The organism is Exiguobacterium sp. s191 (genome assembly GCF_018618955.1).
GTDB classification, from domain to species: Bacteria; Bacillota; Bacilli; order Exiguobacteriales; family Exiguobacteriaceae; genus Exiguobacterium_A; species Exiguobacterium_A abrahamii.
The window spans coordinates 1,360,488-1,376,621 of record NZ_JACSNC010000001.1 but is presented as its reverse complement, the minus strand read 5'-3'; the positions used below and the strand labels follow the sequence as shown (position 1 = coordinate 1,376,621).

13 protein-coding genes are annotated in these 16,134 nt (G+C 51.0%); all 13 read left to right on the top strand.

Annotated elements, in window-relative coordinates:
• Positions 1 to 167 precede the first annotated feature (167 nt).
• Positions 168 to 2,903, top strand: a complete 2,736-nt coding sequence (gene ileS, locus KNQ09_RS07425) for an isoleucine--tRNA ligase (RefSeq protein WP_214858047.1) — start codon at positions 168 to 170, stop codon at positions 2,901 to 2,903.
• 72 nt (positions 2,904 to 2,975) lie between these two features.
• Positions 2,976 to 3,452 (top strand): signal peptidase II, encoded by a 477-nt coding sequence (gene lspA, locus KNQ09_RS07420; RefSeq protein WP_023468792.1) that lies wholly within the window; start codon positions 2,976 to 2,978, stop codon positions 3,450 to 3,452.
• Positions 3,449 to 4,372, top strand: a complete 924-nt coding sequence (locus KNQ09_RS07415) for an RluA family pseudouridine synthase (RefSeq protein ID WP_035396726.1) — start codon at positions 3,449 to 3,451, stop codon at positions 4,370 to 4,372. Before lspA ends, KNQ09_RS07415 begins: the two co-directional genes overlap by 4 nt.
• 248 nt (positions 4,373 to 4,620) lie before the next feature.
• Positions 4,621 to 5,151 (top strand): bifunctional pyr operon transcriptional regulator/uracil phosphoribosyltransferase PyrR, encoded by a 531-nt coding sequence (pyrR, locus tag KNQ09_RS07410; protein WP_064299916.1) that lies wholly within the window; start codon positions 4,621 to 4,623, stop codon positions 5,149 to 5,151.
• Positions 5,152 to 5,202: 51 nt separating this feature from the next.
• Positions 5,203 to 6,516, top strand: a complete 1,314-nt coding sequence (locus tag KNQ09_RS07405) for a uracil-xanthine permease family protein (protein WP_064299618.1) — start codon at positions 5,203 to 5,205, stop codon at positions 6,514 to 6,516.
• 123 nt (positions 6,517 to 6,639) lie between these two features.
• On the top strand, positions 6,640 to 7,575 hold the full coding sequence (locus KNQ09_RS07400; protein WP_064299619.1) for an aspartate carbamoyltransferase catalytic subunit: 936 nt from the start codon (positions 6,640 to 6,642) through the stop codon (positions 7,573 to 7,575).
• Positions 7,559 to 8,830 (top strand): dihydroorotase, encoded by a 1,272-nt coding sequence (locus KNQ09_RS07395; RefSeq protein WP_214858046.1) that lies wholly within the window; start codon positions 7,559 to 7,561, stop codon positions 8,828 to 8,830. The genes KNQ09_RS07400 and KNQ09_RS07395 overlap by 17 nt, the downstream gene beginning before the upstream one ends.
• Positions 8,823 to 9,911, top strand: a complete 1,089-nt coding sequence (locus tag KNQ09_RS07390) for a carbamoyl phosphate synthase small subunit (RefSeq protein WP_064299621.1) — start codon at positions 8,823 to 8,825, stop codon at positions 9,909 to 9,911. Before KNQ09_RS07395 ends, KNQ09_RS07390 begins: the two co-directional genes overlap by 8 nt.
• The gene (gene carB / locus KNQ09_RS07385) at positions 9,904 to 13,113 is read left to right on the top strand and encodes a carbamoyl-phosphate synthase large subunit (RefSeq protein WP_064299622.1); all 3,210 of its coding nucleotides are present in this window, start codon (positions 9,904 to 9,906) and stop codon (positions 13,111 to 13,113) included. The genes KNQ09_RS07390 and carB overlap by 8 nt, the downstream gene beginning before the upstream one ends.
• Complete coding sequence (locus tag KNQ09_RS07380) at positions 13,110 to 13,841, top strand: iron-sulfur cluster-binding protein (RefSeq protein ID WP_214858045.1); 732 nt, start codon at positions 13,110 to 13,112, stop codon at positions 13,839 to 13,841. The genes carB and KNQ09_RS07380 overlap by 4 nt, the downstream gene beginning before the upstream one ends.
• Positions 13,838 to 14,770: a dihydroorotate dehydrogenase gene (locus tag KNQ09_RS07375; protein WP_214858044.1), complete on the top strand. Its 933-nt coding sequence runs from the start codon at positions 13,838 to 13,840 to the stop codon at positions 14,768 to 14,770. The genes KNQ09_RS07380 and KNQ09_RS07375 overlap by 4 nt, the downstream gene beginning before the upstream one ends.
• Positions 14,745 to 15,446 (top strand): orotidine-5'-phosphate decarboxylase, encoded by a 702-nt coding sequence (gene pyrF / locus KNQ09_RS07370; RefSeq protein ID WP_064299625.1) that lies wholly within the window; start codon positions 14,745 to 14,747, stop codon positions 15,444 to 15,446. Before KNQ09_RS07375 ends, pyrF begins: the two co-directional genes overlap by 26 nt.
• A complete protein-coding gene (gene pyrE / locus KNQ09_RS07365) occupies positions 15,440 to 16,075 on the top strand; it encodes an orotate phosphoribosyltransferase (protein WP_214858042.1) in 636 nt (211 codons plus the stop codon). The genes pyrF and pyrE overlap by 7 nt, the downstream gene beginning before the upstream one ends.
• Positions 16,076 to 16,134 lie beyond the last annotated feature (59 nt).

The following is a 16,134-nucleotide window of genomic DNA, read 5'->3' as shown; positions in this document are numbered from 1 at the left end:
GTCATGCCGGCTCACTCCCGTTATCGAGTTCTTAAGCGGTCCTGCGTCGTCAAAATGGCGAGCAGGATTAGTAGGGTGGTACCGCGAGTTCAGCCAAGCTCGTCCCTATCTCAGGGATGAGCTTGGCTTTTTTTGTACTTTTAAAGCGAAAGGTGAGAGATGGTCAGATGGATTATAAAGAAACCTTATTGATGATGAAAACGGAGTTTTTAATGCGAGGCAACTTGCCAAAACGTGAACCAGATATGCAAGCACGATGGGAAGAGATGAATCTCTACGCTGCGGTCCAGGAAAAGAATGCTGGAAAGCCAACGTTCATCCTCCACGATGGTCCTCCGTATGCGAATGGTGACATCCACATGGGTCACGGATTAAACAAAGTCTTAAAAGACATCATCGTCCGCTACAAATCGATGAATGGCTTCCAGTCTCCGTACGTGCCTGGTTGGGACACACACGGATTACCGATCGAGACCGCGCTTCAAAAAGCAGGTGTTGATCGTAAATCGATGACGGTCGCAGAATTCCGTGAATTATGTGCGAAATATGCGCTGGAACAAGTCGATCACCAACGCGAACAATTCAAACGCCTCGGCGTTCTCGGTGACTATGACAACCCATACATCACTCTTCAACCAGAATTTGAAGCAGCTCAAATTCGTTTATTCGGGGATATGGCGAACAAAGGCTATATCTACAAAGGGAAGAAACCGGTCTATTGGTCACCGTCTTCTGAATCGGCACTAGCTGAAGCAGAAATCGAATATCAAGATAAACGGTCAGCGGCCATCTATGTCGCGTTCCAAGTCATGGACGGAAAAAACATCCTAGAGCCGACGGATCATTTCGTCATCTGGACGACGACACCATGGACGATTCCAGCGAACCTCGGAATCTCTGTCAGTGCGGAATTGACGTATGCGCGGATCGAGTATCAAGGAAAAGGCTATATCGTAGCGGAAACACTTGTTCCTGAAGTCATCGAAGCACTCGGATGGGAAGATGCAACAGTCGGACGTGTCTTTAATGGTGCGGACTTCGAATACATGAAAGCAAAACATCCACTGTACGACCGTGAATCACTCGTCATGCTTGGCGATCACGTTACAGCGGAAGCGACAGGTGTCGTTCATACGGCTCCAGGTCACGGGGAAGATGACTTCCGCATCGGTCAAGCTTACGGTCTAGACGTCCTTTGCCCAGTCGACGATAAAGGGATCATGACAGCAGAAGCACCTGGATTCGAAGGCATGTTCTATGAAGATGCGAATAAAGAAATCGGTCTTGCCCTCGAAGAAGCCGGTGCACTCTTGAAACTATCGTTCATCAAACACTCGTATCCACATGACTGGCGGACGAAAAAACCGGTCATTTTCCGGGCAACACCACAGTGGTTCGCTTCAATCAAAGACTTCCGTGCGGAAATCCTTGATGAGATCAAAGGCGTCCAGTGGGTACCAGAGTGGGGGGAAACACGTCTCCACAACATGTTCAAAGACCGCGGCGACTGGGTCATCTCACGTCAACGTGCTTGGGGCGTTCCACTTCCAATCTTCTACGCTGAAGATGGAACGGAAATCGTCACACCAGAAACGATTGATCATATCGCGAATCTATTTGCAGCTCACGGATCAAATGTCTGGTATGAGCGCGAAGCAGTCGACTTGCTTCCTGAAGGATTCACACATCCAGCAAGCCCGAACGGTATCTTCAAAAAAGAAACGGACATCATGGATGTCTGGTTCGATTCTGGTTCATCACATGCCGGTGTCCTTGCGACACGTCCTGAATTGACACGTCCAGCGGATCTCTATCTTGAAGGATCTGACCAATATCGTGGTTGGTTCAACTCGTCGCTATCGACAGCCGTCGCAACGACAGGAAAAGCACCATACAAAGCGGTCGTCAGTCACGGATTCGTTCTGGATGGTCAAGGTCGCAAGATGTCGAAATCGATCGGTAACACGATTGCACCGATTCAAGTCATGCAACAATTCGGAGCAGAGATCCTTCGCTTGTGGGTCGCATCTGTCGATTATCAAGCTGATGTCCGGGCATCGATGGATAACTTTAAACAAGTCTCAGAATCCTATCGTAAAATCCGCAACACGGTTCGTTTCCTCCTCGGAAACTTGGATCAATTCGATCCTGCGACGCACCGCGTCGCATTTGAAGACTTACCAGAGTCAGACCGTTTCATGCGGACGAAACTGGACCAACTTGTTGGAAAAGTAAAAGCGGCTTATGATGCGTACGACTTCATGTCGGTCTATCAATTGCTCCACAACTTCTGTGTCCTTGATTTGTCGTCGTTCTACCTCGATTACACGAAAGATATCCTGTATATCGAAAAAGCAGACGCGACATCGCGTCGTGCGGTTCAGACGGTCATGTATGATACAGTCGTTGCCTTATTGCAATTGATGGCACCGGTCTTGCCACACACAGCAGACGAAGCATGGGAATTCGTACCAGCTGTTGAGACGAAGAGTATCTTCCTGACAGACCTTCCGGAAACGGTCGAAGTCTCAGAAGAAGGACTTGCCCTCATCGAGAAATGGAACGCGTTCCTGACGTTCCGCGATGATGTCTTAAAAGCACTCGAGGAAGCGCGCGTTGAGAAACTCGTCGGTAAGACACTCGAAGCGAAACTCTTGCTTGCACCGAAGGTAGAGACGAAAGCCTTGCTCGGAACAATCGATCATCTTGAGCAGTTACTCCAAGTCTCACAACTCGAATTCGTGGAAACGGCGGATAAGATGTATGAGACGACCGGCATCACGGTTCAAAAAGCTGACGGTGAAAAATGTGAACGTTGTTGGACATATTCGACGGAACTCGGACAAGATCCGGCTCATCCGACGCTTTGCCCACGTTGTACTGAAGTCGTCAATTCTTTATAATGATACAAAGGGAGGGGCGACTGCGACTTCGCAGGACGCCCCTCATTATTTTTGGATGCGGAGGACAATAGGATGTGGCTTTACTTAGGGATTGCTGCTTTACTCGTTGGAATCGACCAGTTGACGAAATGGATTGTCGTTCAAAATATGACGATCGGTCAAGCGATCACGGTCATTCCGGATTTCTTTTATCTCAACTCGTATCGGAATCGAGGCGCTGCGTGGGGAATGCTCGAAGGTAAATTCGGCTTTTTCTTCATCGTTACGGTCGTCGTCGTCATTGGATTGATTTACTTCCTCTACAAGGAAGGCACGAAAAATAAGGTATTTGCTTGGAGCATCGCGTTATTGCTCAGTGGTGCGATCGGAAATTTCATTGATCGAATGGCACGAGGAGAAGTCGTTGATTTCTTCCACTTCTTCCCGTTCGGCTATAATTTTCCGATCTTTAATGTCGCAGACGTCTGTTTGACGTTTGGTGTCATCACGATGCTAATTAGCGTCATGTTCGAAGAACGGTTGACTAAGAAAGGAACGATGGATAAATGAATGAAGTAGAAACATGGTCCGTGCAAGCGGATGGAGCGACAGGGCGCATTGATAAATGGCTCGCAGAACAAAACGATTGGTCGCGTTCGCAAGTACAGGAATGGTTGAAAGCGGGGCGCGTCGAAGTCGACGGTCGTGTCGTCAAACCGAACTATAAATTATCGGGAACGGAATCGATTGAGGTCCATATCCCGGAAGCAGTGGAACTCGAAATCTTGCCGGAAGACATCCCACTTGATGTCGTCTATGAAGATTCGGACGTCATCGTCGTCAACAAACCAAAAGGGATGGTCGTCCACCCGGCGGCAGGGCATGTCTCAGGAACGCTCGTCAACGCCTTATTACATCACTGTCAAGATCTCTCAGGCATAAATGGCGTCAAACGTCCAGGGATCGTTCACCGAATCGATAAGGATACGTCAGGTCTGTTGATGGTCGCTAAGAACGACTTAGCGCATGAATCACTTGCGCATCAATTGAAAGAGAAGACGACGGAACGTCTCTACATTGCGCTCGTGCACGGTGAAATCCCGCACGAACTCGGAACGATCGAAGCCCCAATCGGACGCGATAAGAACGACCGTCAACGAATGACGGTAACGGATAAGAATTCAAAGTCTGCCGTGACCCATTTCCGTGTTCTTGATCGGTACGAGGGCTTTACGGTCGTTGAATGTAAACTTGAAACAGGACGGACGCACCAAATCCGTGTCCATATGCGTTATATCGGTTTCCCGCTTGCTGGTGACCCGAAATATGGTCCACGCAAGACGATGAAAATGAATGGTCAAGCCTTGCATGCTGCGGTTCTCGGTTTCGAACATCCACGCACAGGTGAGTGGATGCGCTTTGAAGCACCGCTCCCAGAAGAGATGACATTTGAAATCGGTCAATTGAAAAAACTTGAATTAGAGTCTTGACGTTTTTCTAATAAAACGGTAGAGTATCACCTAGAGAGCGATGCGAGACATCCTCTACTGACACTTCGGTCGTCCGAGTGACGATCCTACCTAACTAGTATCACCTTTAATCGAGTCCGGAGAGGCTGCGAAAGGGAGAACCTACCACGATCGTGTGTAGGCATGCATACAATACGTATGCCATGATTCTGTCTTCGATGACCTTCTGCGGATTTCCGCAGAAGGTCTTTTGTATGAAAGGAGAAACCATGAAACCAGCCGTCATCTTAGATGAAGCTGCGATCGGACGTGCACTGACACGGATCGCCCATGAAATCATTGAACGTAACAAAGGAATTCATGATTTGATTATTGTCGGAATCAAGACGCGAGGCGAGACACTCGCTCGTCGACTTGCGAAGCGGATCGAACAAATCGAAGGAAAACCGGTCTTACTCGGTGTCGTCGACATCTCAATGTACCGGGATGACTTGTCGAAACGAAGTTTAGAACCAGAAATCAAAGGTTCTGATTTACCGGAAGACATCACCGGGAAAATCGTCGTCCTCGTTGACGACGTGCTCTACACAGGACGCACCGTTCGCGCCGCGATGGACGCGCTCGTCGACCACGGAAGACCGAGTATGATTCAACTCGCTGTACTCGTCGACCGCGGACATCGGGAGTTACCGATTCGACCAGATTTCATCGGTAAGAACGTCCCGACATCCCGTGAGGAACAAGTCGTCGTCGCGCTCGCCGAAGTCGATGAAGCCGATCAAGTATTCATTAAACGCTAAAATTCAAAACCTTTAAGGTGGTCCAGAGAGACCAGAAAGGGAGTCATCCATATGGCAAAACATGCCGCAGTACTTGATGTACAAGAAGTACCTACTCACCCTCTAAACTGGCTGATGCTCAGCCTACAACACGTCTTCGCGATGTTTGGTGCGACCGTGCTCGTCCCGCTCTTAACGGGACTCAACACATCGGTCGCGCTCGTCGCAAGCGGAGTCGGCACACTGATTTTCCTCGCCGTTACCCGCTTCAAAGTACCCACATATCTTGGTTCGAGTTTTGCCTACATTGCCCCGATCATTGCCGTCAGTGAACGGTGGGGTGTCGAGGATGCCTTAATCGGCGGAATGGTCGCTGGACTCGTCTACGGACTCGTCTCACTCCTCATCCGCTACACGGGAGCTGCTTGGTTGCTTCGCTTACTCCCACCGGTCGTCATCGGACCGGTCATCATGGTCATCGGTCTATCGCTCGCCCCGACCGCTGTCAACATGGCGATGAACGGAGCGGATGGTAAGTACAACGGACTGTACTTCCTCGTTGCGATGGTCACACTCGGCGTAACACTCCTTGCGATGACGTACTTAAAAGGAATGTGGAGTACGATTCCGATTTTGTTCGGGATCACAGTTGGTTATCTCGTTGCGGCATCGGTCGGAATCATTGACTTCACACCACTCCAACAAGCCACGTTGTTCCACGTGCCGGACTTCACGATTCCGTTCTTGAATTACACACCATCGTGGAATACAGCCGCCTTGCTTCTGATCGTTCCCGTGACGCTCGTCACACTGACGGAGCACATCGGCGAACAAAAAGTGACATCACGGATCATCGGGCGCGAGACGCTCCTCGATCCAGGGATGCACCGGACCGTACTGGGTGACGGGATCGCGAAGACAGTCGCGTCGATGCTTGGCGGACCACCGGTTACGACGTATGGTGAGAACAACGGTGTCATGTCAATCACACGTGTCTACAGTGTCTATGTCCTCGGTGGCGCGGCGGTTCTTGCGATCAGCTTCGGATTCCTCGGATACGTCGAAGGGTTCATCAAGACGATTCCGACACCGGTCATGGGTGGAATAAGTATCCTCTTGTTCGGAGTCATCGCGTCGAATGGTCTCCGGACGCTGACGGAAAGTAAGATCGATCTTGCTGATAAACGGAACTTGACGATTACAGCGGTCATTCTCGTCACAGGTATCGGAGGCGCGGCGCTTAAAATCGGCAACTTCTCTCTCGAAGGAATGGCACTAGCGACGATTCTTGGAATCATCCTGAATCTAGTTCTTCCGAAAACGACAGAGCAGGTCGAAGAAACAACGGAAACCTCTACAACTCAATCGGTAGCTAACAACTTTTAAGACGTTCCGAGAGAACGATAAAGTGAAGGCCATGAAAAGATGCAGGGAATCACTCTGCCTTCTTTCGGCGCACCTTCACTTAGAAGGTGCGCCTTTTTCATGACCTGAAGAGGAGTGAATGATATGAAGACGATCCTAAAAACCCGGCATTTCGTCAACCTAGAAAGTTTATCCACGACAGAAATTAATTCTTTGATTGAACGCAGTCTCGCTTTTAAACGAGGCGAGCCAGCGCCAGATTATTCCGATAAGACACTTGTCAATCTGTTCTTTGAAAACTCGACTCGGACACGCTCTTCCTTTGAGATGGCAGAGCATCGTCTGAACATGCATCTACTGCCGTTCGAAACGGCGACTTCCTCCGTGCAAAAAGGAGAAACGTTACGCGATACATGCAAGACACTCGAAGCAATCGGCGCAGATGCTTTGGTCATTCGCCACGGAGCAACCGGATATTACGAAGAACTGATGCAGACACTCGATATTCCGATCATCAATGCGGGAGACGGGAGCGGTCAACATCCGTCCCAGTCCTTACTCGATTTGATGACGATCGTCGAAACGTACCGAACGGTCGAAGGAAAAATCGTCGTCATCTGTGGAGACTTACAACATAGTCGCGTCGCCCGGTCGAACGCGGACATCTTAAAGCGACTCGGTGCCATCGTTTATGGATCAGGACCTATTGAGTGGTACGACCCTGCGATGGGCATACCGTATCTTCCGATGGATGAAGCCGTCGAGCAGTGCGACATCTTGATGTTACTGCGTGTCCAGCACGAACGACATGACGGGACGACGCGATTTGATCCAGCAGTTTACCACACAACGCACGGATTGACACATGAGCGGATGAACCGCCTGAAGCATTCCGCGATCGTGCTTCATCCGGCACCGGTCAATCGGGGAGTCGAGATTGCTGACGAACTGGTCGAACATCCGCGATCGCGGATTTTTGAACAGATGAAAAACGGTGTCTTTGCACGGATGGCAATTCTGGAATGGTGCTTTTCAACGAAATCAATCAAAGGAGACGATGCAGATGACAACACGAATTGAGAATGCGAGATGGTACGAGGCGGGACAAGTCCGAACTGGAGATATTCGGATTGAAGCCGGGAAAATCACGGATTTAGCAGCAACACCGCAAGCGAATGAAACAGTCATTGATGCGTCCGGCTTATTCGTTGCACCAGGATTCGTCGACATCCATGTCCACCTGCGGGAACCGGGTGGCGAACATAAGGAAACGATTGCGACCGGCACGGCAGCGGCGGCAGCGGGTGGATTCACGACGATTTGTCCGATGCCAAACACGCGCCCCGTACCAGACGATCGTCAAACACTTGATGCGTTGTTCCAAAAGATTGAAGAGACAGCGTCCGTTCGGGTTTTGCCTTACGCGGCGATTTCAAAAAATCAACTCGGACAAGAACTCGTCGCGTTCGACCAATTAACAGATGCTGTCGCCTTTACGGATGACGGTGTCGGCGTCCAGACGGCAGCAGTCATGCGGACAGCGATGCAACAAGCGGCACGCCTCGGGAAAACGATCGTTGCCCACTGTGAAGATGATTCGCTAAAAGCAGGATGTGTGCACGAGGGGAACTACAGTCGACGAGAAGGACTACAAGGTATTCCGTCGCTTGCTGAGAGTATCCACATCGCACGTGATGTTCTGATCGCAGAAGAAACCGGCTGTCATTATCACGTCTGTCATGTCTCGACGAAAGAATCGGTCCGTGTCATCCGTGATGCGAAACGAGCAGGAATCCGGGTGACGGCAGAAGTCACACCGCACCATCTGGTGTTGATCGATGAAGACATACCGAATCAGGATCCGAACTTTAAAATGAATCCTCCCTTACGAAGTGAAGCAGATCGCCAAGCATTGCTCGAGGGGTTAGCGGACGGAACGATTGATTGCATCGCGACCGATCACGCTCCGCATGCGGCAGAAGAGAAGGCGCTCGGTATCGAACGCGCTCCGTTCGGCATCACAGGGTTCGAGACGGCCTTTCCACTCCTCTATACGAAGCTTGTTTCTAAAGGAGATATGACACTGGATACCTTGATCCGGAATTTAACGGATAAGGCAGCAGCCATCTTTGAACTTCCTTACGGGAAACTCGAAGTGGGGGCGGAAGCAGATCTGGTTTTGCTTGATTTAGAAACGGAGCGTACCGTATCACCGGAACGATTCCGCTCAAAAGGCAAGAACACACCGTTTGCAGGAGAACGGTTAAAAGGATTCCCGGTCATGACGCTTGTCAAGGGAGAAATCGTATTCAAGGAGGACACAGCACATGCGTAAACGGACACTGATACTAGAAGATGGGATGACGTTTGAAGGAACAGCATTTGGCTCAGATACGACAACAACAGGAGAAGTCGTCTTCCAGACCGGAATGACAGGGTATCAAGAAATGTTATCGGATCCATCTTACTGCGATCAGATGATCGTGTTGACGAACCCGTTGATCGGAAACTACGGGATTAACCGAGAAGATTATGAGACGACGCGTCCGCTCGCTAAAGCACTGATCGTACGTGAACATTGTCAGACGCCGTCGAATTTCCGGAGTGAGATGTCGCTCGATGCAGCACTTCAAGATCTTAATATTCCAGGATTAAGTGGAATCGATACGCGCCAATTGACACGGCATATCCGTTCGAAAGGTGTCATGCGTGGACGACTCGTTGACGGTGAGTTCGATTTAGCAGCAGAACTGGTTCATCTTCAAAACGCACCTATCGAGACGGATCAAGTCAAGCGAGCTTCAACGGAACGAGCGTACATCATTCCGGGTGCTGGACCGCGAATCGTTCTCGTCGATTTCGGTGCGAAGCTCGGAATCGTCCGCGAACTCGTCAAACGCGGCTGTGAAGTCGTCGTCGTGCCCTACGACGTCAGTGCAACGGAAGTCTTACGCTATCGTCCGGACGGTGTAATGCTATCGAACGGACCAGGGAATCCAAAGGATGTCCCAACGGCGATTCCGATGATTCAAGAATTGACGGGAAAAGTCGTCATCTTCGGCATCTGTCTCGGTCATCAGTTGATTGCACTAGCGCACGGGGCGGATACGTTCAAGCTCCCATTTGGTCACCGAGGGGCGAATCATCCAGTCCAAGATATCCGGACAGGTCGCGTCGATATCACGTCGCAAAACCACGGGTATGCCGTTGACAAACAGTCCTTACGCGATACCGTGCTTGAAGTGACGCATCTTGCGATCAACGACGGAACGGTCGAAGGAATCCGTCATACAACAGCAGCGGTCTTCTCCGTCCAGTACCATCCGGAAGCATCACCTGGTCCAATGGATGCGAACGGTCTATTCCAACAGTTTTTAGAAGAAATCACGAAACAACAGGAGGTCTCTCATGCCTAAACGTCAAGATATCCAGAAAATTCTCGTTATCGGGTCCGGTCCTATCGTGATCGGACAAGCAGCTGAATTCGACTACGCTGGAACACAAGCGTGTCAAGCCTTGAAGGAAGAAGGATATGAAGTCATCCTCGTCAACTCGAACCCAGCAACGATCATGACGGATCCAACGGTCGCTGATCGTGTCTACATCGAGCCCCTCCAAGCAGAGTTCGTCTCACGGATCATCCGCAAGGAACGTCCGGATGCCTTGCTTGCGACACTCGGAGGTCAAACGGGTCTGAACTTGGCTGTCGAACTGGATCGTCTCGGTGTCCTTGCTGAGTATGGTGTCGAGTTACTCGGTACGAAATTGTCAGCAATCGAAGAGGCAGAAGATCGTGATTTGTTCCGTCAACTGATGTTTAAACGCGGGCATGGTGTGCCGGACAGTGAAATCGTGCATACGCTTGAAGAGGCACAACAATTCCGGCAACAGATCGGTTTACCGATCATCATCCGTCCGGCGTATACGCTTGGAGGAACGGGCGGTGGAATCGCCAACACACCGGAAGAGTTCACGCGAATCGTCGAAGGGGGACTCAAGGCAAGTCCGGCAACACAAGTACTTCTAGAAAAATCAATTGCCGGGATGAAGGAAGTCGAGTTCGAAGTCATGCGCGATGCGACGAATCAGGCGATCATCGTCTGTGCGATGGAAAACTTCGATCCCGTCGGTGTTCATACTGGAGACTCGATCGTCTTCGCACCGACGCAAACGCTATCGGATCGCGATTATCAATTGCTACGAAACGTCTCGCTTGATATCATCCGTGCACTCGGGATCGAAGGTGGATGTAACATCCAGTTCGCACTGGATCCGACGAGCTTCGACTACTATGTCATCGAAGTCAATCCACGTGTCTCACGCTCGTCTGCACTCGCGTCAAAAGCAACTGGTTACCCAATCGCAAAACTGGCTGCGAAGATTGCCGTCGGGTATGCCTTATCCGAATTAAAGAACCCGATCACCGAGACAAGTTTTGCTTCCTTCGAACCGGCACTCGATTATGTCGTCGCCAAGATTCCGCGCTGGCCGTTCGATAAATTCGAAACGGCAGACCGGACACTCGGCACACAGATGAAAGCAACTGGTGAGGTCATGGCAATGGGACGGACGATGGAAGAGGCCTTACTAAAAGCCGTTCGTTCGCTCGAGATCGGTACAGCGGATCTGTATATGCCACGCTTCATCGAAATGGCAGACGATGCCTTACAACAAGCGATTCGCCAAGCGACCGACGATCGACTTTTCGCCTTGTACGCGGGCTTCGTCCGCGGTTACAGCGTCGAACAGATTCATGACTGGACGGCGATTGATCGTCTGTTCCTAGAGAAGTTGCACCATATTTGGCAGCTCGAGCAATCGGTCGCAGCTGGTTTGACACCTGAACTACTCCTGCATGTGAAGCGGTATGGATTCAGTGACCCGATGCTCGCCCGGATCACCGGACAAACGGAAACGGAGATTCGCCGGATTCGTGAAGCACAAGCGATTCACCCGGTCTATAAGATGGTCGATACGTGTGCGGCAGAGTTCGCGTCCGACACGCCGTACTACTACGGGACATACGAACGCGAAAATGAAGCGATCGCGACGAACCGTTCTTCGATTCTCGTCCTAGGATCGGGACCAATCCGGATTGGTCAAGGCGTTGAGTTCGATTATGCGACAGTCCATTCGATTCAGGCGATTCGTCAAGCTGGCTACGAAGCAATCATCGTCAACAACAATCCAGAAACGGTGTCGACCGACTTCTCGATCTCCGATCGTCTTTACTTTGAACCACTGACAACGGAGGATGTACTGGAAGTCATCCGAAATGAACGTCCGCTCGGTGTCATCGTCCAGTTCGGTGGACAGACAGCGATCAACTTAGCCGAGTCATTAGCAGCAGAAGGTGTAAAAATCCTCGGGACATCGCTTGAGGATCTCGACCGGGCTGAGGACCGGAAACAGTTCGAAGCAGCATTGACGGCGCTCGACATTCCACAGCCACCAGGTAAAACGGCCGTGACAGTCGAAGAAGCGGTCACGGCAGCAGCGTCACTCGGTTACCCGGTTCTCGTTCGTCCATCGTACGTCCTCGGCGGTCGGGCAATGGAAATCGTCTATGCTCAAGAAGAACTGGAACATTACATGAAACACGCGGTCATCGCCTCACCGGAACGACCGGTCCTCGTTGACCGCTACCTGACAGGAATCGAACTCGAGGTCGACGCGATCTGCGACGGAACGGATGTCGTCATTCCAGGCATCATGGAGCACATCGAACGTGCCGGTGTTCACTCGGGTGACTCGATTGGTGTCTATCCGCCACAACGTGTCTCCCAAGACATCAAGAACCGGATCGTCGACTACACGACACGGATTGCGAAAGCATTCGGCATCAAAGGCTTACTCAACATCCAGTTCGTCTACGCGGACGGCGCACTCTATGTTCTTGAAGTCAATCCGCGTGCCAGCCGGACGGTGCCATTCATCTCGAAAGTGACGGGACTTCCGGTCGCGCGTCTCGCAACGGACATCATTCTCGGTGAGACACTTGCTTCATATGGATTAACAAGTGGTGTTCTACCGGAAGAACCACTCGTCTCGGTCAAAGTACCAGTCTTCTCATTTGCGAAGCTTAAAGAAGTTGATCCGACACTCGGACCGGAAATGAAATCAACCGGTGAAGTCATTGGAACGGACCGGACGCTCGAAAAAGCGCTCTATAAAGGGTTGCTCGCATCAGGGATGGCGATTCCAGAGCACGGTCGTGTCCTCTTGACAGTCGCAGATCCAGATAAAGCAGAAATGACGGATCTCGCACGACGCTTTGCCTCACTTGGATTCACGTTACTTGCAACGGAAGGAACGGCAGCCTACTTGACGGAGCAAGGATTACCGGTCCAGACGGTCGGCAAAATCGACTCGTCTTCCGAATCGATGCTCGACGTGATTGAAAAAGGGGAGATTGAATACGTCATCAATACGATGAGTCGGGACTCGCAAGTCACGAAAGATGGCTTCATCATTCGTCGGGCAGCAGCCGAGAATCAAGTCGTCTGTCTGACATCACTCGATACGGCGGAAGCAATTCTTCGTGTCATCGAAAGTCGCTCGTTTGAAGCCAGTGCGATCCAAGCCTTCACACACGAAAAGAAAGTGGTGATCCAATGAAGCAACTCTTGACGGTCGTCTCTCGACGAACGGTAGCTCAAGGTGCGACAGAACTCGTCTGTCGCCTCGAGCAACCTCAGGACATCGCGCCAGGGCGATTCATGCATCTTCGCGTCGGTCCACTCTTACGCCGACCGATCTCGATTGCCCGGGTCGATCATGATCTGATCACGTTTCTCTTTAAAGAAATCGGACAAGGAACAGCAGAACTGGCTTCTTTGCGTCCGGATGATACGATCGATGCCCTCGGACCGCTTGGAAACGGGTTTCCGATTGCCGCTATCCATCCAACTCAACGCGTCGTCCTCGTTGGTGGGGGAATCGGTGTCCCACCGCTGTATGAGACGATGCGCCAACTTGTCGCCCGGGGTGTGACATGTGAAGCGATTCTAGGATTCGATACGGCAACAAGCGTTTTTTACGAAGCGGAATTTCAAGCACTCGGTAAGACGACGGTCACGACCGTCGATGGGACGCATGGTATTGCAGGATTCGTCACGGCAGCCTTACGTCCAGAAAGCTACGACGTCCTACTCGCCTGCGGACCGGAACCGATGTTGCGAACGTTACAGCAACAACCGATCGAACATAAGTATCTGTCGATCGAAAACCGAATGGGGTGCGGTATCGGAGCATGCTTTGCCTGTGTCTGTAAAACACCTACGGACGGGTACGTTAAGACATGTTCCGATGGTCCAGTCTTTCGGGCAGAGGAGGTCGTATTATGACAGAACGATTGCGTGTCGAGTTGCCGGGACTCTCTTTAAAAAATCCGATCATGCCAGCATCCGGATGTTTTGGATTCGGTGAGGAATATGCGAAGTTATATGATTTATCAGAGCTTGGGGCGATCATGATTAAAGCAGCGACGGGTGAAGAACGCTACGGAAACCCGACGCCACGTGTCGCAGAGAGTGGGATGGGGATGTTGAATGCAATCGGTCTCCAAAATCCGGGTGTCGATGGCATCTTAATGAATAAATTGCCATTCCTCGAGACGTTCGATACGGCGATCATCGCCAATGTCGCAGGTTCGACACCGGAAGAATATGAGCTCGTCGCGGAGAAAATGAGTCAGCATCCAGGCATTCATGCACTGGAATTAAACATTTCCTGTCCGAACGTCAAATCGGGGGGGATTCAATTCGGAACGGATCCGTTGCTTGCCGCTGAGTTGACCCGACGTGTGAAACGGGTCTCGACTAAACCGGTCTACGTCAAACTATCACCGAACGTCACTTCGATCGTCGAGATGGCGCGTGCCGTCGAAGCAGCTGGTGCAGACGGTCTGACGATGATCAATACACTCGTCGGGATGCGAATCGATGTCCGGACGGGGGAGCCAATCCTTGCGAACCGTATCGGTGGATTATCGGGTCCGTCGATCAAACCAGTCGCGATTCGGATGATTCATGATGTCGCGCAAGTCGTTTCGATCCCGATCATCGGTATGGGTGGCGTGATGGAGGTCGATGACGTCCTCGAAATGATTTACGCCGGGGCTTCGGCTGTTGCCGTCGGTACCGCAAACTTCGTCAATCCATACATCTGTCAAGAATTGATTCAGCAGTTACCAGAACGGATGGACGAACTTGGCATCGATCATATTTTAGACATCAGGGGGAAAGCATATGAATCAACTTTACATCGCGCTTGATTTTCCGACCGAAGCAGAAGTCTTTTCGTTTCTCGAACGGTTCGAAGAGACACGACCTGCCGTGAAAATCGGGATGGAATTGTTTTATGCAGCAGGCGGAACTTTCGTCCGAAAACTCGTCGAGCGTGGACACGCGGTATTCCTCGATGTCAAAGTCCACGACATTCCAGAAACGGCACGCCGGACGATGCGCATCATCGGACAATTAGGCGTCGAACTGACGAACGTCCATGTTGCTGGTGGAAAAGAGATGATGATCGCGGCGCGAGAAGGACTGCGTGAGACGAACGCCGAGACACAACTGATTGGCGTGACTCAGTTGACATCGACGGATGAAGCGATGTTACGCGATTTAAAGATTGAAGGAGCGATGCCGGCAGTCGTTCGTGAATATGCGCAACTCGCAGAAGCAGCAGGACTAGATGGTATCGTCTGTTCAGCACTCGATCTTCCGGAACTAGTTTCAGCTTGTCGGACAGATTTTCGGTTCGTCACACCCGGCATTCGTCCGACGAACAGTCAAGCGGATGATCAAAAGCGGGTCGCGACCGTTCTTGACGCTCGTCAAAATGGAGCGACGGATTTAGTGATCGGTCGTCCGATTACGCGTGCAGAACATCCAGAACAGATCTATCTGATGTTACTTGAACAATGGAAGGGGCAATTCTCATGGTAAATCCAATCGCTAGTGCGTTACTCCGTATTGAAGCCGTCACCTTATCGCCAAACGATCCATACACATGGGCAAGTGGACTTCGTTCACCGATTTATTGTGATAATCGTTTGACGCTCTCGTACCCAGAAGTTCGTTCCTTGATTGCAGATGCACTCGCTGAGAAAGTGAAGGGACTTGCAGTCGATGTGATTGCTGGAACTGCGACGGCAGGTATTCCACACGCAGCATTCGTCGCGGAACGACTAGGATTACCGATGGTCTACGTACGTAGTGGCAACAAGAAACACGGTAAAGGGAATCAAATCGAAGGTGTCATTCAACCTGGACAACGTGTCGTCGTCATCGAAGACTTATTATCGACGGGGATGTCAGCAATCGAAGCGGCGGAAGCTCTGCAAGCGAAGGGAGCAAATGTCATTCGCATTCAAGCGATCTTCTCGTACGGGATGGAGCGCTTGTCAAACAATCTCCGCGACGCAAAGATCGAAGCGGATGCATTACTGACGTTCGAAGCGTTACTCGAAACCGCACAACAACAAGGCGATATTACTATAGAAGAGCAAAAACAGTTGGCGGATTGGTCGAAAGATCCAGTCGCTTGGAGCGAACGTTTTACAGCGAACGTCTAAAATCGATAGATTCCGTCGGACGACCTACGATTTCTAGTGAATGTTTTGGTACACTAGAA

What these genes read in the sequence shown, in the direction of transcription:
- KNQ09_RS07395 (WP_214858046.1), top strand. Translation starts at nt 7,559, where the DNA reads ATGACAACACGAATTGAGAATGCGAGATGGTACGAGGCGGGACAAGTC.
- pyrF (WP_064299625.1), top strand. Translation starts at nt 14,745, where the DNA reads ATGAATCAACTTTACATCGCGCTTGATTTTCCGACCGAAGCAGAAGTC.
- KNQ09_RS07405 (WP_064299618.1), top strand. Translation starts at nt 5,203, where the DNA reads ATGGCAAAACATGCCGCAGTACTTGATGTACAAGAAGTACCTACTCAC.
- ileS (WP_214858047.1), top strand. Translation starts at nt 168, where the DNA reads ATGGATTATAAAGAAACCTTATTGATGATGAAAACGGAGTTTTTAATG.
- carB (WP_064299622.1), top strand. Translation starts at nt 9,904, where the DNA reads ATGCCTAAACGTCAAGATATCCAGAAAATTCTCGTTATCGGGTCCGGT.
- pyrR (WP_064299916.1), top strand. Translation starts at nt 4,621, where the DNA reads ATGAAACCAGCCGTCATCTTAGATGAAGCTGCGATCGGACGTGCACTG.
- lspA (WP_023468792.1), top strand. Translation starts at nt 2,976, where the DNA reads ATGTGGCTTTACTTAGGGATTGCTGCTTTACTCGTTGGAATCGACCAG.
- KNQ09_RS07380 (WP_214858045.1), top strand. Translation starts at nt 13,110, where the DNA reads ATGAAGCAACTCTTGACGGTCGTCTCTCGACGAACGGTAGCTCAAGGT.
- KNQ09_RS07375 (WP_214858044.1), top strand. Translation starts at nt 13,838, where the DNA reads ATGACAGAACGATTGCGTGTCGAGTTGCCGGGACTCTCTTTAAAAAAT.
- KNQ09_RS07415 (WP_035396726.1), top strand. Translation starts at nt 3,449, where the DNA reads ATGAATGAAGTAGAAACATGGTCCGTGCAAGCGGATGGAGCGACAGGG.
- KNQ09_RS07400 (WP_064299619.1), top strand. Translation starts at nt 6,640, where the DNA reads ATGAAGACGATCCTAAAAACCCGGCATTTCGTCAACCTAGAAAGTTTA.
- KNQ09_RS07390 (WP_064299621.1), top strand. Translation starts at nt 8,823, where the DNA reads ATGCGTAAACGGACACTGATACTAGAAGATGGGATGACGTTTGAAGGA.
- pyrE (WP_214858042.1), top strand. Translation starts at nt 15,440, where the DNA reads ATGGTAAATCCAATCGCTAGTGCGTTACTCCGTATTGAAGCCGTCACC.